Raw genomic sequence first — 17,680 nt, forward strand, 5'->3', positions numbered from 1 at the left:
CACGCGGCTCAACCGGCGTCGACCGCATCGGCAAGGCTGCGCAAGCTCAGCGGGCGCCGCACGTACCTGCCCCAGGTCAGCACCGCGGCAGCGACATAGACGGCCAGGAAGATCCAGAACGCCGACGTCATCGTGCCGGTGCTGACATAGGACTGGCGCAACGCGAGGTTGATCCCGACGCCACCCAAGGACCCGGCGCCGGCGACGACACCAATGACGATGCCCGAAATCACGCGGGACCACTGTCGCTGGTCGGCCTCGTCCATCTCCAGGTTCCGGCTGCACGTTTCGAAGATGGTCGGGATCATCTTGTAGACCGATCCATTGCCCAGCCCGGCCAAAGTGAACAGGGCGATGAAGCAGGTGACATAGCCCGCCATCGCCGAGCGGCTGACCGGCCCGGCGTGCGGATCCTCGATGGTGCCGACCGTGATCAGCAGCCCGGCGGCCACGACCATGCTGACAAACACCACGAAGGTGACGCGGCCCCCGCCGAGGCGGTCGGCCAGCCGGCCGCCGTAGATGCGGGACACCGCGGCCAGCAGCGGTCCGATGAAGGCCAGTTCGGCGGCATGCAGGGCGGCCTGGGAATTAGTCTGCCCGCCGGCCACGAAGCTGGTCTGCAGTACCTGGGCGAACGCGAACGAGAACCCGATGAACGTTCCGAAGGTGCCGAGATAGAGCAGCGAGAGCAGCCAGGTGTCGCGCGTGGAAAGCACCGCGGACAGCATCGATCTCAGCCGGCCGGGCTCCACCCGGTGCTGGGCGACGTTGTTCATGAAGAACGCGGCGCCGATGCCCGCGACCATCAACAGGACCACGTACAGGCCGCACACCCAGTACGGCTGCCGGTCGCCCGCGGCGGCGATCACCACCAGCCCGACTATCTGGATCACCGGCACGCCGAGATTGCCGATCCCGCCGGCGAGCCCCAGCGCCGCGCCCTTGAGCCGGTGTGGATAGAAGGAGTTGGCGTTGCTCGCCGAGGCCGCGAAATTGCCGCCACCCATGCCGGACAGGGCCGCGCACACCAGGTACGGCCACAACGGCAGCCCCGGATGAGCCAGCAGCACCATCGCCCCGATGACCGGGACCACCAGGACGAAGGCCGAGAACATGGCCAGGTTGCGGCCACCGAAGATCGCCGTTGCCACCGCGTACGTCGGCCGCAGGCATGCCCCGACCAGGGTGGCGGTGACACCGAGCAGCAGCTTGTCGCCGGCGGAAAAGCCATACACGTCTCGGGGCATGAACAGAGCCATAACCGGCCAGAGCGCCCATATCGCATAACCGAGGTGCACGGTCATCGCGGACCAGAACAGGTTGCGCCGCGCGATGGTCTTGCCGCCCGCCTCCCATGCCTCGAGATCTTCTGCGTCCCAATGCGAGAGGTGACGTGAGCTACCCACTCGCTTGACCGTTCGAAGCAAGTTGGCTCGGGAATTGGGCCCGAAATCGCTGGTGGATTCCTGTAGAAGTACTGGAAGCATCGCCTAGTGCGGGCACCGTAATCCCTTCGATACCAAGACCCAATGCGGCGGAATGTCGGAACATGATGTGCGGTAGACCTATTGGTGCGGAATCTTGCCTAGTGCTTGTAGTGTGCCGTCGGGCCCGATGTGGAACTTAACGGTGCCGATTCCCTTGGGACAACAAGGCTCTTCGTTCCCGGTCTGCCATTGGTACTGAACCGTGACCGCATCGTTGTCGCCGCCGGGCAACACCGTGATGTACGGCTTGGGGTTTGGCGTCGGCGTACCCAATGGCCGGGCATGGTCGAAGAACACCAGCTGCTGGGGAGTCGATTCGCTGGCAATGGTGGGGATGATCTGCACCCAGTACAACCGGCAATTCTTGGTGTGCCCGCGAGCGATCTCGACCCAACTCGACCCGGCAACCTCGATCGGAACGGCGGCGATGGCCTGGCGCACGGTCGCCGCGCTCGGCCCGTCGGCCTCCTTGCACGTGTCCGCTCGCGACGACGCCGGCGGTGCCGTTGGTTTTCCGCCGCAAGACGCTGCCAAGAAAGCCAGAAAAATCACAAAGTGACGACGCACATTGTGAGCTTAGCGAAAACTGTGAATGTGCCATTTGTTTGGTCGGAACCCCTGTTCTGAGGGGAAATTCCGAAGGATCCGTGGGTAATCTGGCCCCAGTCGCGGATCAATGCTGACCTGCGGCTACGCGCTTGACGGTGGATTTCCCGGACATCTCACATTTGCGTCCGGAGCCGGTGAGATCAAGCCGTAAAACGGCGGAAACATCGGACGCCCGATGCCGAAACATCCTTGTCGCACGATTTAGCGGATAGACCCGTGCGCGCCCGGAAGGAGGTCGTAGGCGTGGCTGCAGACCACGGTCAAGACACCGTGAACAGCATGTGCGCCTACTGCGGCGTGGGCTGCGGCATGGTGCTGCAGATCACAACCGATCCGGACAGCGACCGCCGTCACGTTGCGAAATCTGTTGGAAACAAAAGCCACCCGGCCAACTTCGGCCGCCTGTGCACCAAAGGCACAACGACCGCGGACATGCTGGCGGCATCGGGCCGGATGGATTCGGCGTATTGGTGCGCCGACCGTGGCGAATCCCCGGCGCGGATCGACATCGACGCCGCGATCACCCGGTCCGCCACGCAGCTGCGGGCCATTATCGACGAGCACGGCCCGGATGCCTTCGCCCTGTACGTGTCCGGCCAGATGTCGCTGGAGGCGCAATACCTCGCGAACAAGTTGACCAAGGGGTTCATCGGCACCAACCAGATCGAGTCGAACTCGCGACTGTGCATGGCCAGCGCGGGGTCCGGCTACAAGCTGTCGCTGGGCGCGGACGGGCCGCCCGGGTCCTATCAGGATTTCGAGAAGGCCGACGTCTTCTTCGTCATCGGCGCCAATATGGCCGACTGCCATCCGATTCTGTTCCTGCGGATGATGGATCGGGTCAAGGCCGGCGCCAAGCTTATCGTCGTCGACCCGCGCCGCACCGCGACCGCGGAAAAGGCCGACCTCTTCCTGCAGATCTCGTCTGGCGCAGACCTCGCTCTGCTCAACGGACTGCTGCACCTGATCGTCGAAAACGGCTACACCGACCCGGAATTCATCGCCGAGTTCACCGAGGGCTGGGACGAGATGCCGAGTTTCCTCGAACACTTCACGCCGGAGCGGGTCAGCAAGACCACCGGCATCCCCGCCGACGACATCCGGACCGCGGCCCGCTGGATCGGCGAAGCCGAGAACTTCGTAACCTGCTGGACGATGGGGCTCAATCAGAGCACCCACGGCACCTGGAACACCAATGCGATCTGCAACCTGCACTTGGCGACCGGGGCGATCTGCAAGCCGGGCAGCGGCCCGTTCTCGCTCACCGGGCAACCCAATGCGATGGGCGGCCGCGAAATGGGTTACATGGGGCCGGGTCTGCCGGGCCAGCGCGTGGTGACTTCTGCGGCCGATCGCGACTTTGTCGAGGACCAGTGGGGCATCCCCCGCGGAACGCTGCGCACCGAGGTCGGTACCGGCACCGTCGACATGTTCTCCCGCATGGCCAACGGCGAGATCAAAGCCTGCTGGATCATCTGCACCAATCCCGTTGCCAGCGTTGCCAATCGGAAGACCGTGCTGGCCGGCCTGGAGAACGCCGAGCTGGTGATCGCGCAGGACGCCTTCCTCGAGACCGAGACCAACGGCTACGCCGACGTGTTGCTGCCCGCCGCCCTGTGGACGGAGTCCGAGGGCGTGATGATCAACTCCGAGCGCAACCTGACGCTGTTCCAGCCGGCCGTGCAAGCGCCCGGACAGGCGATGCCGGACTGGCAGATCATCGCCCGAATCGCTTGCGAGATGGGCTTTTCGGATTCCTTCAGCTACGACTCCGCCGAGGACGTGTTCGAGGAGATCAAGCGGTTCTGGAATCCCAAGACGGGCTACGACCTGCGCGGTGCGAGCTATGACCGGCTGCGGCAGACTCCGCTGCAGTGGCCGTGCCCGCCCGATGGCGCCGATGACCGCAACCCGATCCGCTACCGCAACGACGGCGTCAGCCAGAATCAGCTGGTGCGCGAGGACGGCACCGTGCCACGGTTGGCTTTCCCCACCGCGAACGGCCGGGCGATGTTCTTCGCCCGGCCGCACCTGTCGCCCGACGAGATGCCGGATGACGACTACCCGTTCCTGCTCAACACCGGTCGTCTCCCCCACCAATGGCACACGATGACCAAGACCGGCAAGGTGGCCAAGCTCAACAAACTCAACTCGGGACCGTTCGTCGAAATCCACCCGGACGACGCCGCGCGGCTCGAGATCGCCGATGGCGACCAGGTCGAAATCGCCTCGCGCCGTGGGCGAGCCGTGCTTCCTGCCGTGGTCACCGACCGGGTGCGGCCGGGCAACTGCTTCGCGCCCTTCCATTGGAACGACGCGTTCGGCGAATACTTGTCGATCAACGCGGTCACCAACGACGCCGTGGACCCGGTGTCTTTCCAGCCCGAGTTCAAGGCGTGCGCGATTACCGTCACCAAGATCGCTGCCGGCACAGCCGAATCCGACGCAGAGCCCGAGCCTTCGTTGGCCACCGGCACAGCAGAGCCCGCTCCCACGGAAGTTATGGAAATCAGCGTGTCACAGGTGGACGCCCTCGCGGAAATCCTCGGTGTCGCAAACGAACCCGCTCCCCAGCTGGGTCCGCTGGGCCGCACCTATCTGGCCGGGGTGCTGGCCGGACTGCGCTCGGAGGCCGGCCGCCGCACGGCCGGGGTCCCCACCCTGCCGCTCAACGCCCCACTCGACGCCAACACCCGGCTATGGGTGGACGGTCTGCTCGCGGGGATGTTCGCTCGTACCGAGGCACCGCCGTCGATGCCGGCTTTCACCCCGGTCTCCCCCGCCGCACAGGAACCGGCCGGCCCGCCCGGCGCCCCGGTAACTGCGGCAGAACCGAAGCAGGCTCCGGTTGTGGTGTTGTGGGCGTCGCAGACCGGCAATGCCGAAGAACTCGCCGCCGACTGCGTCGCCCAGCTCGCGGAGGCGTCGCTGCAGGTCGCCTCGCACAGCATGGACGACTTCCCGGTGGCCGATCTGGCCACCACGCGGGAACTGCTGGTGATCACCAGCACCACCGGCGACGGCGACGCCCCCGACAACGGTGCCGCACTGTGGCGCGCGCTAACCGGCGACAGCGCACCGCGGCTGCCCGGCACCCGCTACGCCGTGTTGGCCCTGGGCGACTCCAACTACGACGACTTCTGCGGTTACGGGCGCAAGCTCGACGAGCGGCTGGCGGAGCTGGGCGCGACCCGGATCGTCGACCGCGTCGACTGCGAACCCGACTACGAGGAGGCCGCCGCCGGGTGGATGAGCGCAGTGCGCCACGTCCGCGCCCCGTCCGGCGGCCCGCCCCCAGGCGCCCGCCTACAACAAGAAGCGCCCGCTGGTCACCGACATGATCAGCAACATCACCCTCAGCGGGCCGAACTCCGCAAAAGACGTGCGCCAGATCGTCTTCGACGTTTCCGACGAGGCCGCTAGCTATGAAGCGGGCGACGCGCTCGGGGTGTGGCCGCGCAACAACGACCAGCTGGTCGACGAATGGCTGTCGGTCACCGGACTGAACGGGCAGACGCCGGTCGAGGTCGGCGAGCACGGCCTGATGTCGCTGCGTTCCGCGCTCACCGAGCGAATCGAGATCGCCCACATCAGCCGGGACCTGGTGCGGTTCGTGCAGGAGCGCACCGGTGACCCGAAACTCGCGGAACTGTTGCGACCGGAAAACAAAGCCGCCCTGAGCAATTGGACGTGGGGGCGCCAGTCCATCGACCTGCTGGCCCAGCTGCCGGTCTACGCGTCGGCCCATGAGTGGCTGCGCGTCCTCAAACGCCTGCAACCGCGGCTGTACTCGATCTCGTCGAGCCCTAAGGAATGCCCGGGCGAAGCTCACCTGACCGTCTCTCCGGTGCGCTACAACTTCCAGGGCGTCCCCCGCCGCGGGGTGTGTTCGACCTACCTTGCCGACCGCTCCCCCGGTGATCGCGTGGCTGTCTACCTACAGCCGTCGAGCAATTTCCGGCCGCCGAGTGAGTCAGAGACGCCGATGATCATGATCGGCCCCGGAACCGGCATCGCGCCGTTCCGCGGCTTCCTGCAGGAGCGCCGCGCCCTCGGCCACACCGGGCCCAACTGGCTGTTCTTCGGCGAACAACACGCCGAGACCGACTACTACTACCGCGACGAGATCGAGAAGATGCACGCCGACGGGCTCCTCACCGAGCTGGACCTGGCGTTCTCCCGGGACCAGCAAGAGAAGGTCTACGTCCAGCACCTGATGCGCAAGCGTGGGGCCGAGCTGTGGAGCTGGCTGCAGGACGGCGCCCAACTGTATGTCTGCGGCAGTGCCGACCCGATGGCCAAAGACGTCGACCGCGCGCTGTGCGACATCGCGGCCGAGCATGGCAACCTCGACCTGGACGAGGCAAAGGACTACGTCCAGTCGCTCAGCGCGGACAAGCGCTACCACCGCGACGTCTACTAGGACTTCGTAATACGGCGGAAACGCCGGACAAGCGTGGCCGAAACATCGCTGTCGCACCATGTGCTCAACAACAGGTGCGTACTCGATGAAGGGGTGCCCGCATGGCGACTGACGAACACCTCGGTGACCAGGAATTACCGACGGGTGAAGTTGCGTGGGCGGGACTGCCGATCAACCTGGATTTCGCGTTCTCCTACGCCCAGCGCGACAAGGTCTACGCGCAGCACCTGTTGCGGAAGCGTTGGTGCGCGCTCAGAAACGGCACCGACGCAAACGACGCTGAGGCCGCCACCGAAAACGGCTTGCTCGACTCCGGCGCGAGTCACCCGCGTGAGTGGCTGAGCGACGATCGGCGCCACGCCGGGTAGCACGCGGGCCGGCCTTCGCCGAAGCCAGTCGCCTCCGCGACCGCTCCCGCCCCCCTTGATCGGTCAGATCGCTTGTCGCCGTTAATATTTCATCGGTCGTAGGTACTGCCCGCACGCCGATACCGTAGGCGCGAAGCTTCACTAACCTTCAACAAGGAGCCCGACGCCAGCGACCTGAACTGGGGCTATGCGCCGTGCCCTATAGTGGTGCCTATGCATCAGGCCATACAGCCGCGCCTTGTCCTCACGCGCCGCCCAGCTGTGGACTGTTGTTGTTGCTGCTGTCGTTGATTTCTTGGCGCATTCTTGCTCATTAGAAATCACAGCACGAAAAGGCCTTTTGCGATCACCGATGAACCCCAACCAGGCAACCGCCGTATCCGGACTCATAGGACTATTCCAAGTGCCAATCCCGTTGATGTGCAGCATATCCGACATCACCAGCCCGGCTGACGGATCTTACATCGATATCGTGGAGGAAGTGTCATGAGCATCGCCGAGGACATCACGCAGCTCGTCGGACATACACCGCTGGTCCGGCTGAACCGGGTCGCCGACGGCGCGCGCGCCGACGTCGTCGCCAAGTTGGAATCGTTCAATCCGGCGGGCAGCGTCAAGGATCGCATCGGGGTGTCCCTGATCGACGCGGCCGAGGAAGCCGGTCTGATCAGGCCGGACACCATCATCCTCGAGCCGACGAGCGGAAACACCGGGATCGCCCTCGCCATGGTGGCCGCGGCGCGCGGCTACAAGCTGGTGCTGACAATGCCCGAGACGATGAGTGTCGAGCGGCGCAAGGTGTTGCGCGCCTATGGCGCAGAAATCATCCTGACCCCAGGTGCCGAGGGCATGCCGGGCGCCATTGCCAAGGCCGAGGAACTGGCCAAAACCGACCAGCGGTACTTCATCCCACAGCAGTTCGAGAACCCGGCCAACCCCGCGATCCACCGCAAGACCACCGCCGAAGAGGTGTGGAACGACACCGAAGGCAAGATCGACTTTTTCGTCGCGGGCGTCGGCACCGGCGGCACCATCACGGGAGTCGCGCAGGTCATCAAGGAGCGCAAGCCCTCGGTGCAATTCGTCGCCGTCGAACCGGCCGCGTCGCCGGTGCTGTCTGGCGGTCAGAAGGGCCCGCACCCTATTCAGGGCATCGGCGCCGGGTTCATTCCCCCGGTGCTCGACCTGGATCTGGTCGACGAGATCATCACCGTCGGCAATGACGACTCGATTAACCTGGCAAGACGGCTGGCCCGCGAGGAGGGCCTACTGGTCGGCATCTCGTCGGGTGCGGCCGTCGCCGCCGCTCTGCAAGTGGCCCGCCGACCGGAGAACGCCGGCAAGCTGATCGTCGTCGTGTTGCCGTCCTTCGGCGAACGATATTTGAGTACGCCGCTTTTCGCGGATGTGGCGGACTAGTCATGTTCGAAACCATGCGGCGCGACATCCGGGCGGCCAAGGAGCGAGATCCGGCCAGGCCCACCACGCTGCAGGTCATCTTCGCCTATCCCGGCGTGCACGCGATCTGGGGTCATCGGATCAGCCACCAACTATGGAACCGTGGCGCTCGGCTGGCCGCGCGCGCACTGGCGGAACTCACCCGCATCTTGACCGGGGTCGAGATCCACCCGGGCGCGATTCTGGGCTCGGGGCTGTTCATCGACCACGCCACCGGCATCGTGATCGGGGAAACCGCGGAGGTCGGAGACGACGTCACGATCTATCACGGCGTCACCCTCGGCGGCACGGGCGCGGATCTCGGCAAACGCCATCCCACGATCGGTGACCGCGTGATCATTGGGGCCGGTGCCAAGGTCCTGGGCCCGATCAAAATCGGTGACGACAGCCGGATCGGCGCCAATGCCGTCGTCGTCAAAGAGGTACCGACCAGCTCCGTCGTCGTCGGCGTTCCCGGTCAGGTCGTCACCCGCCTGGCCCGCGGCCACGAGGACGACGCACTGATGCCCGATCTGGTCGGGGTCAGCCTGCAGTCCCTGCTCACCCGGGTGGCCCGGCTCGAGGCCGCGAGTGGGGACGACACCGAGAACGGCCGGATGATCAGGCCCCCCGAAGCCGGGGTGTGGCACGGTGAGGACTTCTCCATCTGACGCGGCCTTCAGTTGCTCTTCAAGATCCGTTTACCGCGATCAGCGCTACCGTGACTGACGTACCGACTCGACAACGGAGGCTTCCGATGAGCGACGGCCACGTGCCGCGGATTCCAATAGCGATGTCCTCGCCCAGCCTCAACCGTGGCGTCGGCTTCACGCACGAAGAGCGGCGGCGGCTCGGGCTGACCGGGCGGCTTCCGTCGGCGGTGCTCACTCTGGAACAGCAAGCCGACCGGGTGTGGCACCAATTGCAAAGCATGTCAACGGATCTCGGGCGTAATCTGCTGCTCGAGCAGCTGCACTACCGTCACGAGTTGCTGTACTACAAGGTGCTCGAAGATCACCTACCCGAGCTGATGCCGGTGGTCTACACACCCACGGTCGGCGAGGCCATTCAACGCTTCTCCGACGAATACCGCGGTCAGCGCGGCCTGTTTCTGAGCATCGACGAACCCGACGAGATCGCCGACGCGTTCCAAACGTTCGGCTTGGGAGCCGACGACGTAGACCTGATCGTGTGCACCGACGCCGAAGCCATCCTGGGCATCGGCGACTGGGGCGTCGGCGGCATTCAAATCGCGGTAGGCAAGTTAGCGCTCTACACCGCCGGCGGCGGTATCGATCCACGCCGCTGTATCGCGGTGTCACTCGATGTCGGCACGAATAACGAACAGCTTCTGCAGGATCCGTACTATCTGGGCAATCGCCACGCGCGGCGCCAAGGCGGTGAATACGACGACTTCATCAAGCGCTACATCGAAACCGCCAACCGGTTGTTCCCCAACGCCATCCTGCATTTCGAGGACTTCGGGCCGATCAACGCGCGCAAGATCCTGCGGACCTACGGCGACGACTACTGCGTGTTCAACGATGACGTGCAGGGTACCGGCGCCGTGGTGGTGGCCGCCGCGCACGGCGGAGCGCATGTCACCGGGGTGCCGCTGCGAAAGCAGAAGACGATCGTGTTCGGCGCCGGAACCGCCGGAATCGGTGTCGCGGATCAGATCCGCGACGCGATGGTCGACGACGGCGCCAGTATCGAGCAGGCCACGTCTGCGATTTGGGCGATCGACAAGCAGGGCTTGCTTTTCGACGACATGGACGACCTGCGCGATTTCCAGGTGCCCTACGCCAAGAATCGTCAACAGTTGGGCGTGGCGCCCGACGAACGAATCGGTCTGATCGAGGCCATCAAATTGGCCTCCCCCACGCTGCTGCTGGGATGCTCAACCGTTTTCGGCGCATTCACCCGCGAGGTCGTGCAGGCGATGACAGCGTCCTGCGAACGCCCGATGATCTTCCCGCTGTCCAACCCGACCTCACGGATGGAAGCCATGCCGGCCGACGTGCTGGCGTGGTCGAATGGCCGGGCGCTGGTGGCAACCGGAACCCCGGTCGCCCCAACCGAATACAACGGCGTCACCTACACCATCGGCCAGGCCAACAACGTGCTGGTGTTCCCCGGGCTCGGGCTGGGCATCATCGTGGCCGGAGCACGGCGGCTGACCCCGGCCATGTTGCATGCGGCCGCGAAAGCCATTGCGGGACAGGCTAGCCCAGCGAAAATCGGGGACTCACTGCTGCCGGATGTGCAGAACTTGTGCGCCATCTCGTCTGCGGTCGCCGAGGCCGTCTATCACGCCGCCGTCGCCGACGGGGTCGCCACCCGAACACATGACGACCCCCGCCAAGTCGCGCTCGACACAATGTGGCGTCCCAGCTACGACTAGGCGGGTGACTACGCGGGCTGTTGGGTCAATCCGACGATCGCCGCGAGCCGGCCCTGGACGCGTTCGAGATCGGCCGCGCAGGGCAGTTCTGCCGCGACGCGGGTGATCGCCGCCTGGATGTCGCAGGCATCGATGTTGAGCTCACCGCGGGCCGCGACGTGGGTCGCCACCGCGGCCACCGCGTTGTCGGGCATGCGCCGCCGCAGCAGCGCCAACAGCGGGACGTAGTCGGCGTACGGCACGCCGTGCGGGTAGCCGGCGCGAATGACAGCGTCGAATGTGGTTACCAATCCGGTCAACGGCACCGCCCGACACCACCCTCCTGCCGTCATGTGCGGACACACACGAGTGAGACGGGCCAACCGTACGCATCGCTATTTAACTGACGGTGACGTAAACGCACCATGCTCTGTACACAGGTCAAATTTCTAACCATGGATGTCGAGCCCCCTGTTGCTGGCGCTCCCGAGCACGCTGGACTGGAGATGCGCCGTTGCCCGCTCCCCCGGGTGGACTCGAACCACCAACCCTTCGGTTAACAGCCGAATGCTCTGCCAATTGAGCTACAGGGGATTAACCTGGCCCGCGCGGAATCTGGCGCGGATCGCTGGACGACTCTAGCGTACTGGCACGGCCGCGCCCAAGTTCGCCGGGCGGCCGTGCGCGCCCAGCTAGACCGATCGGACGCGCACGCACTGCGCCGAGTGAGGCAGGATGGACCCATCCGCACCGCGTGGGGAGGGACGCTTTGATCCGCTATGTCGTCGTGCTCGGACTGGGCTACGTGCTGGGCTCGAAAGCCGGCCGTCGCCGGTACGAGCAGCTCGTCGGTACCTATCGCGCGCTGACCAGCAGTCCGATGGCCCGGTCGATGATCGAAGGGGGGCGGCGCAAGATCGCAAACACCATCTCGCCCGACGCGGGTTTCGTCACCGTGGCCGAGATCGACAACGAGACGGCCGTCGTGCGGCGGGAGGTCGAGCGGCCGGCCGACGAGGCCCTTACGCCGTCAGATCGTCGCCGCTAGCCTGCTCCAGCAGGCTGCGCCGGTACGCCTCCATAGCAACCAGGTCGCCGAACAACGCGTGGTACTCGTCGCCCTGGTCGATCGGTGACATGCGCTGCAGCTTGGACTTGACCTCGGCGATCTGGCGGCCCATCCAGACTTCCTGCAGGCGCGCCAGGACCCCGGCGATGTAGCGGGGCAGCTTCTCGTCATCGACGGTGACGGCCTCCACGCCGAGCTCGTTGATCAGTCCGGCTGTCAGGGTCGAGGTGGTCTGGCGGCGCACCGTGTCGATCCACTGCGCGCCGGTGATGCCGGTCGACGTGCCGCCGGCCGCGTCGATGGCCGCGCGCACGGCCGCATACCCGGGGTGGGTGAAGCTCTCGACAGTCAGCGTGTCGAACACCGGGCCGGCGAACGCCGGGTACTGCAACGCCGACTTGAGCGCCTCGCGCTGTGGCCATAACGTCGGGTCGCGCGGGTCGGGGCGTCCGGCGGCACGGTCGACCGGAGCGCTCGGGGCCGGCGCGTCGGCGCCGCGGCGCGGACTCGGTGCCGACCCGGGCCGGGCCGTCGGGACCTTGGATTTCTTGGCCTCGGTCCGCACCCGGTCGATGATCTGCGCGACATCGTCCCAACCCACCCAGCCGGCGAGCTGGCGGGCGTATTCGTCGCGCAGCGTGGAGTCCTTGATCTGGCCCACCATCGGCACACAGCGACGCAGCGCGGCGACTCTTCCCTCGGCGTTGTCGAGGTCGAACTCGGCGATCGCCGTGCGAATGGCGAACTCGAACAACGGAGTTCGTCGCGCCACCAGGTCACGCAGCGCGCCGTCACCGGACGCCAGCCGTAGATCGCAGGGATCCATTCCGTCGGGGGCGACCGCGACGAACGACTGCCCCGCGAGATTCTGCTCGCCGCCGAAGGCCTTGAGCGCGGCCGCCCGGCCGGCCGCGTCGCCGTCGAAAACGTAGATCAATTCGCCGCGGAAGAAACTGTCGTCCATCATCAGCCGGCGCAGCATGGACAGATGCTCGTCGCCGAACGCGGTGCCGCACGACGCGACCGCCGTGGTCACCCCGGCCAGATGCATCGCCATCACGTCGGTGTAGCCCTCGACGACGACGGCCTGGTGTCCCCGGGCGATGTCGCGCTTGGCCAGGTCGATGCCGAACATCACCGACGACTTCTTGTACAGCAGCGTCTCGGGCGTGTTGACGTACTTGGCTTCCATCGGGTCGTCGTCGAACAGCCGCCGGGCCCCGAACCCGATCACCTCACCGGCCGAGCTGCGGATCGGCCACAGCAGCCTGCGGTGGAAGCGGTCCATCGGCCCCCGGCGCCCCTCCCGGGACAGGCCCGCGGCCTCGAGCTCCTTGAACTCGAAACCCTTGCGCTGCAAATGCTTTGTCAGCTTCTCCCAGCCCGACGGCGCGAATCCGCAGCCGAAGCGACGTGCGGCCTCGGCGTCGAAGTTGCGCTCCTTCAGATACTGGCGCGCCGGCGCCGCTTCGTCGGACTCCAGCTCCGCCGCGTAGAACTCGGCCGCGGCGGCGTTGGCCGCGATCAGCCTGCTGCGACTGCCGCGATCGCGCTGCACGTTGGTGGCCGCGGCGCCGGTGTAGGTGATGGTGTGGCCGATCCGGTCGGCGAGCAGTTCGACGGCTTCGACAAAGCTGACATGTTCGATCTTCTGGATGAACGCGTACACGTCGCCGCCCTCACCGCAGCCGAAGCAGTGGAAGTGGCCGTGGTTGGGGCGGACGTGAAACGACGGGGACTTCTCGTTGTGGAAGGGGCACAACCCCTTCAGCGAGTCGGCTCCCGCCCGGCGCAGCTGGACGTAATCGCCGACGACTTCCTCGATGCGGGCGCGTTCACGAATGGCGGCGATATCACGATCGGAGATCCGGCCAGCCATCGGCTCAGTCTAGGACGCCGGATACGGCTGTCCCATCAAACCCGTGACGACCAGCTCAGCTGGCCGGACCGATCACGCCGCACGCCACCCGCTCCATCGCCATGTCGCTGTCCTGCACGCCGTGCAGCATCAGGGCCGTCCTGTTGCCCGCCAGCAGCTCGTCCCTGGTGAACGCGTCGGTGGTGGTCACCAGGTAAGCCGAGCCGTCCTTGCGCACATCCAGGGACGACAGGTCGCCGCTTTCGGGCTTCCCGGTGTGTCCCGGCGCCTGGTAGTGGCCACCCGCCGACAAGAAGTTCCCGGGCGCACCGCCGCTGGGGGCCACCGAGTTCGGCTCGCACTTGCCGATCTCATGCACGTGCATGCCGTGTAGACCGGGCGCCAGGATGCCTGGGGTGTCCGTCTTGACGGTGATCGTGACGTATCCGTCGGTGAAGTCGAAGGTGGCGGTGGCGACCTGTTTGCCGTCGGGCGATTTGAGTTGAGCCGAAAGGGCCTGGCCGCTGGGCGCCGGACCCGATGTCGTCGACGAGCTCGGGGACCCGCTGAGCACCGGCGGCGTCGTGCCCGGCTGAGTGCTCGCGTGCTGAGGCGAACTGCACGCGGTCATGACCACGACCGGCATCGAGAACAGGGCGGCGGCAACAACGGTGTTTCTGCTCATGCCCGCAGCCTAACGGGTGCCACAAGCCCGTTACGGGCTCGCCGGACTGGCATCGATTCGCTCCAGCCGGCCTTCGGTGAACGAGGCGATCTGATCGATGATCACCCGCAAGCGGGCGGCGTCGTCAGCGGCGGTGGTGAATGCCGAGGCGAAGAAGGGGTCAAGCGTGCGCGGAGCTCCGGCGTACAACCACTGCGCCACTTGATGAATGCGGTCGCGCTGCCGAGCCTGAGTCTCCAGATGCCGCGGGTCGGACATGATGAACTGCAGCGCCAGAATCTTCAGCAGCGCGACCTCGGCCCGCACCAAGTCGGGCACCTGCAAGTCGGCTTGGAAACGCACCAGCGGCCCGGCACCCGCCGCCGCGCGCGTGGTCGCGATCGCCGCCGAGGCGAATCTGCCCACCAGTTCACTGGTCAACTGCTTGAGGGCGACCGACGCGGCCAGCGTCGCGTCGAACTTGCCGACCGCAGCGACCACCGGCAGCCCCGACAGCCGGCGCGCGGCCGCCATGAAGTCGTCGGCGCTCACCCGGGAGAACTCGCTCTCCCCCAGCTTGGCCAGCGCCACGGCCTCGTCATCGTCGGCGAGTACCCGCAAATCGATGCGCTGTGAGACGACACCGTCCTCGACGTCGTGCACCGAGTAGGCGACGTCGTCGGCCCAGTCCATCACCTGCGCTTCCAGACACACTCGGTCGCGCGGCGCCCCCGCGCGCATCCAGTTCGCAACCTCGCGGTCCTCCTCGTAGAACCCGAATTTGTGGACACCGTCCCGACGTGTCCACGGATATTTCGTGACCGCATCCAGCGAAGCGCGAGTCAGGTTCAGTCCGGCACTATTGCCTTGCTCGTCAAGCACTTTGGGCTCAAGGCTGTTGAGGATGCGAAAGTTCTGGGCATTGCCTTCGAATCCGCCGTACTCGTCGGCGATCTCGTTGAGCGCGCGCTCGCCGTTGTGTCCGTAGGGCGGGTGACCGATGTCGTGCGCCAGCCCGGCGAGCTCGACGAGGTCGAGATCGCAACCCAGCCCGATCGCCATGCCGCGCCCGATCTGCGCGACCTCGAGCGAGTGCGTCAGCCGGGTGCGCGGGGTGTCGCCTTCGCGGGGCCCGACGACTTGCGTCTTGTCGGCCAGCCGGCGCAGCGCGGCACTGTGCAACACGCGCGCCCGGTCCCGGGCGAAGTCGGTGCGGTGCTGACCTTCCGTGCCCGGCAGACCCGCGGTCTTCGGCGCTTCGGCTACCCGCCGTTGACGGTCGAAGTCGTCGTATGGGTCTGGCACGTTCGTGATCACCTTCTTAGTCACCGCAGCACAGTCTGCCAGGGAATGCCGGGACATGGCCCCGGTCTCCCCCGGCGCTAAATTGACCTATGCCCATTGCCCGCTTCCTCGGCGTGATCCTGACGATGCTCGTCACCGGGCTGCTGGTGGCACCGGCCGCCGACGCACAGCCCCCGTTCCGGCTGCCGGGGTATGTCACCGACAACGCCGGCGCGTTGTCGCCGTCGGGCCGCACCGATGTAAGCGAAGCCATCGACAAGCTGTACAACAACCGCCACATTCGGCTGTGGGTGGTCTATGTCGACGACTTCTCCGGAGAGAACTCGGTGGCCTGGGCACAGCGCACCATCCGCGAAAGCGATCTCGGTACCTACGACGCGCTGCTCGCGGTGGCCACCACCGGACGCGCGTATGCCTTCCTGGTGCCGTCCGGGGTGAAAGGCGTGACCCAAACTCAGGTGGACGAGCTGCGCCGCAACAAAATCGAACCCGCTCTGCGCCAAGGGGACTGGCGGGGCGCTGCGGTCTCGGCAGCCAATGGCCTTGATGCACAGCCGAATCCGACAAGCCGCTTCTGGCTGTTAGCCACCCTCGGTTTGGTTATCGTCGCGGTCGTGGCCCTGGTGTTGGTGATGCGTTATCGCCGCCGCCGACGCCGCCGCGCCGATCTGGCCGCCGCACGCCGGGTGGACCCCACCAATCCGACCGCGCTGGCGGCCGTGCCACTGACCGCCCTCGACGACCTGTCGCGCTCGATGGTGGTGGAGGTCGACAACGCGGTACGCACCAGCTCCAATGAGCTCGCCCTGGCCGTCGACGAGTTCGGCGCCGAGCGCACCGAACCCTTCACCCGGGCCGTCAACAACGCCAAAGCCGCTCTATCCCAAGCTTTTACGGTCCGTCAGCAACTCGACGACGCCATGCCCGAGACGCCCGAGCAGCAGCGCAACCTGCTCACCCAGGTAATCGTGTCGGCGGCCACCGCCGACCGCGAGCTGGACGCACAGACCGCGGCGTTCGAGCAGCTCCGCGATTTGGTGGTCAACGCCGCCACCCGCCTTGATGCGCTCACCCAGCAGGTCGTTGAACTCACCAGCCGCGTCGAGCCGGCCGAACGGCGGCTGGCCGAGTTGAACAAGGAGTTCGGCCCTGTGGCACTGACTTCGGTGTCGGGCAACGTCGCCACCACCAAGGAGCGGCTGGCGTTCGCCGACCGCAACATCAGCGCGGCGCGCGCGCTGGCCGGCAATGCGGTCAGTGGACAGCAGAGCGGTTTGGTCGATGCGGTGCGGGCGGCCGAGTCGGCGCTCGGGCAAGCTCGCGCGCTGCTGGATGCGGTGGACAACGCGGCCGGCGACATCCGGCGTGCCGTCGAGCGGCTGCCCACGGTGATGAGCGACATCCAGGCCGGCATCCAGCACGCCACCGCGCAGCTGCAAGGGCAGAACGCGAAAGCCCCGCATGCCGGCGAGCTCGCGGCGGCCCGTGATGCCGCTATTCGAGCCGTCGACGCCGCCGGCGGTGGATCGGCCGATCCACTGAGCAGTTTCGCGCAACTGGCCAAGGCAGACTCCGACCTCAACCGGCTGCTGGCCACGGTGGCCAAGGAACAGGCGGACGCCGATCGGCTCAACCGTTCACTCGAACAGGCGTTGTTCACCGCGGAATCGCGGGTGCGCGGAGTCTCGGAGTACATCGACACCCGCCGGGGCAGCGTCGGACCCGACGCTCGCACCCGCCTCGCCGAGGCCCAGCGGCATCTCGACGCCGCGCACGCCCAGCGGTCGACCAACCCGGCCGAGGCGATTTCGCATGCCAATGCGGCGTCCACACTGGCGGCCACTGCGCAGTCGCTGGCCAACTCCGATGTGGCTTCCGCCCAGCGTGCTTACACCCGCAGCAGCGGGGGCGACGCCGGCGCGATGCTGGGCGGGATCATCATCGGCGACCTGCTCAGCGGAGGAATGCGGGGCGGATTCGGCGGCTGGAGCTCGACGTCGTTCGGCGGCTCGTCGAACTCGTCGCCGGGCGGCTTTGACGGGGGCTTCATGGGCGGCGGCGGGCGGTTTTGAGC

General features: G+C 66.4%; 12 protein-coding genes, 1 tRNA gene and 1 pseudogene. 7 read left to right on the top strand and 7 right to left on the bottom strand.

Going from position 1 to position 17,680, the window contains the following annotated elements; genetic code table 11:
* Positions 1-8: 8 nt before the first annotated feature.
* Positions 9-1,490: a nitrate/nitrite transporter gene (locus tag MAAFP003_RS18115; RefSeq protein ID WP_103175414.1), complete on the bottom strand. Its 1,482-nt coding sequence runs from the start codon at positions 1,488-1,490 to the stop codon at positions 9-11.
* Positions 1,491-1,568: 78 nt separating this feature from the next.
* On the bottom strand, positions 1,569-2,057 hold the full coding sequence (locus MAAFP003_RS18120; protein ID WP_423790910.1) for an LppP/LprE family lipoprotein: 489 nt from the start codon (positions 2,055-2,057) through the stop codon (positions 1,569-1,571).
* 321 nt (positions 2,058-2,378) lie between these two features.
* On the opposite strand from MAAFP003_RS18120, the pseudogene MAAFP003_RS18125 reads away from it, so the two are divergent.
* The 5 genes and pseudogenes from MAAFP003_RS18125 to MAAFP003_RS18145 all read left to right on the top strand — a co-directional run bounded on the left by MAAFP003_RS18125 (position 2,379) and on the right by MAAFP003_RS18145 (position 10,731).
* Positions 2,379-6,522 (top strand): annotated as a pseudogene (locus tag MAAFP003_RS18125) (bifunctional nitrate reductase/sulfite reductase flavoprotein subunit alpha).
* A gap of 101 nt (positions 6,523-6,623) precedes the next feature.
* A complete protein-coding gene (locus MAAFP003_RS18130) occupies positions 6,624-6,890 on the top strand; it encodes a hypothetical protein (protein ID WP_096289073.1) in 267 nt (88 codons plus the stop codon).
* A gap of 486 nt (positions 6,891-7,376) precedes the next feature.
* Complete coding sequence (gene cysK, locus MAAFP003_RS18135; RefSeq protein ID WP_096289075.1) at positions 7,377-8,309, top strand: cysteine synthase A; 933 nt, start codon at positions 7,377-7,379, stop codon at positions 8,307-8,309.
* A 2-nt stretch (positions 8,310-8,311) separates the two neighbouring features.
* Positions 8,312-8,998 (top strand): serine O-acetyltransferase, encoded by a 687-nt coding sequence (gene cysE / locus MAAFP003_RS18140; protein WP_096289077.1) that lies wholly within the window; start codon positions 8,312-8,314, stop codon positions 8,996-8,998.
* An 86-nt stretch (positions 8,999-9,084) separates the two neighbouring features.
* Positions 9,085-10,731 carry an NAD-dependent malic enzyme gene (locus MAAFP003_RS18145; RefSeq protein WP_096289079.1) on the top strand — a complete coding sequence of 549 codons (1,647 nt, stop codon included), beginning with the start codon at positions 9,085-9,087 and terminating at the stop codon, positions 10,729-10,731.
* 8 nt (positions 10,732-10,739) lie between these two features.
* Here MAAFP003_RS18145 and MAAFP003_RS18150 read toward each other — a convergent pair whose 3' ends face one another.
* On the bottom strand, positions 10,740-11,036 hold the full coding sequence (locus MAAFP003_RS18150; protein WP_341477099.1) for a DUF3349 domain-containing protein: 297 nt from the start codon (positions 11,034-11,036) through the stop codon (positions 10,740-10,742).
* A 195-nt stretch (positions 11,037-11,231) separates the two neighbouring features.
* A tRNA-Asn gene (locus MAAFP003_RS18155) sits at positions 11,232-11,304 on the bottom strand.
* Positions 11,305-11,479: 175 nt separating this feature from the next.
* Between MAAFP003_RS18155 and MAAFP003_RS18160 the strand changes: the two genes are divergently transcribed.
* Positions 11,480-11,758: a hypothetical protein gene (locus MAAFP003_RS18160; RefSeq protein WP_096289083.1), complete on the top strand. Its 279-nt coding sequence runs from the start codon at positions 11,480-11,482 to the stop codon at positions 11,756-11,758.
* Here MAAFP003_RS18160 and dnaG read toward each other — a convergent pair.
* Genes dnaG through MAAFP003_RS18175 form a run of 3 tightly spaced genes read right to left on the bottom strand, consistent with a single transcriptional unit; the run spans position 11,733 to position 15,630 of the window.
* Positions 11,733-13,658 carry a DNA primase gene (dnaG, locus tag MAAFP003_RS18165; protein WP_096289085.1) on the bottom strand — a complete coding sequence of 642 codons (1,926 nt, stop codon included), beginning with the start codon at positions 13,656-13,658 and terminating at the stop codon, positions 11,733-11,735. The two genes, MAAFP003_RS18160 and dnaG, sit on opposite strands and share 26 nt — an antisense overlap.
* A 55-nt stretch (positions 13,659-13,713) precedes the next feature.
* Complete coding sequence (gene sodC, locus MAAFP003_RS18170) at positions 13,714-14,322, bottom strand: superoxide dismutase[Cu-Zn] (RefSeq protein WP_096289087.1); 609 nt, start codon at positions 14,320-14,322, stop codon at positions 13,714-13,716.
* Positions 14,323-14,352: 30 nt separating this feature from the next.
* Positions 14,353-15,630: a deoxyguanosinetriphosphate triphosphohydrolase gene (locus MAAFP003_RS18175; protein WP_243394122.1), complete on the bottom strand. Its 1,278-nt coding sequence runs from the start codon at positions 15,628-15,630 to the stop codon at positions 14,353-14,355.
* A gap of 65 nt (positions 15,631-15,695) precedes the next feature.
* Here MAAFP003_RS18175 and MAAFP003_RS18180 point away from each other — a divergent pair, with 65 nt between their 5' ends.
* A complete protein-coding gene (locus MAAFP003_RS18180) occupies positions 15,696-17,678 on the top strand; it encodes a TPM domain-containing protein (RefSeq protein ID WP_096289091.1) in 1,983 nt (660 codons plus the stop codon).
* The last annotated feature ends 2 nt before the right edge of the window (positions 17,679-17,680 follow it).

It is taken from the genome of Mycobacterium ahvazicum (assembly GCF_900176255.2).
Lineage (GTDB): Bacteria > Actinomycetota > Actinomycetes > Mycobacteriales > Mycobacteriaceae > Mycobacterium > Mycobacterium ahvazicum.

What these genes read in the sequence shown, in the direction of transcription:
- MAAFP003_RS18115 (WP_103175414.1), bottom strand. Translation starts at nt 1,490, where the DNA reads ATGCTTCCAGTACTTCTACAGGAATCCACCAGCGATTTCGGGCCCAAT.
- MAAFP003_RS18130 (WP_096289073.1), top strand. Translation starts at nt 6,624, where the DNA reads ATGGCGACTGACGAACACCTCGGTGACCAGGAATTACCGACGGGTGAA.
- cysK (WP_096289075.1), top strand. Translation starts at nt 7,377, where the DNA reads ATGAGCATCGCCGAGGACATCACGCAGCTCGTCGGACATACACCGCTG.
- cysE (WP_096289077.1), top strand. Translation starts at nt 8,312, where the DNA reads ATGTTCGAAACCATGCGGCGCGACATCCGGGCGGCCAAGGAGCGAGAT.
- MAAFP003_RS18145 (WP_096289079.1), top strand. Translation starts at nt 9,085, where the DNA reads ATGAGCGACGGCCACGTGCCGCGGATTCCAATAGCGATGTCCTCGCCC.
- dnaG (WP_096289085.1), bottom strand. Translation starts at nt 13,658, where the DNA reads ATGGCTGGCCGGATCTCCGATCGTGATATCGCCGCCATTCGTGAACGC.
- sodC (WP_096289087.1), bottom strand. Translation starts at nt 14,322, where the DNA reads ATGAGCAGAAACACCGTTGTTGCCGCCGCCCTGTTCTCGATGCCGGTC.
- MAAFP003_RS18180 (WP_096289091.1), top strand. Translation starts at nt 15,696, where the DNA reads ATGCCCATTGCCCGCTTCCTCGGCGTGATCCTGACGATGCTCGTCACC.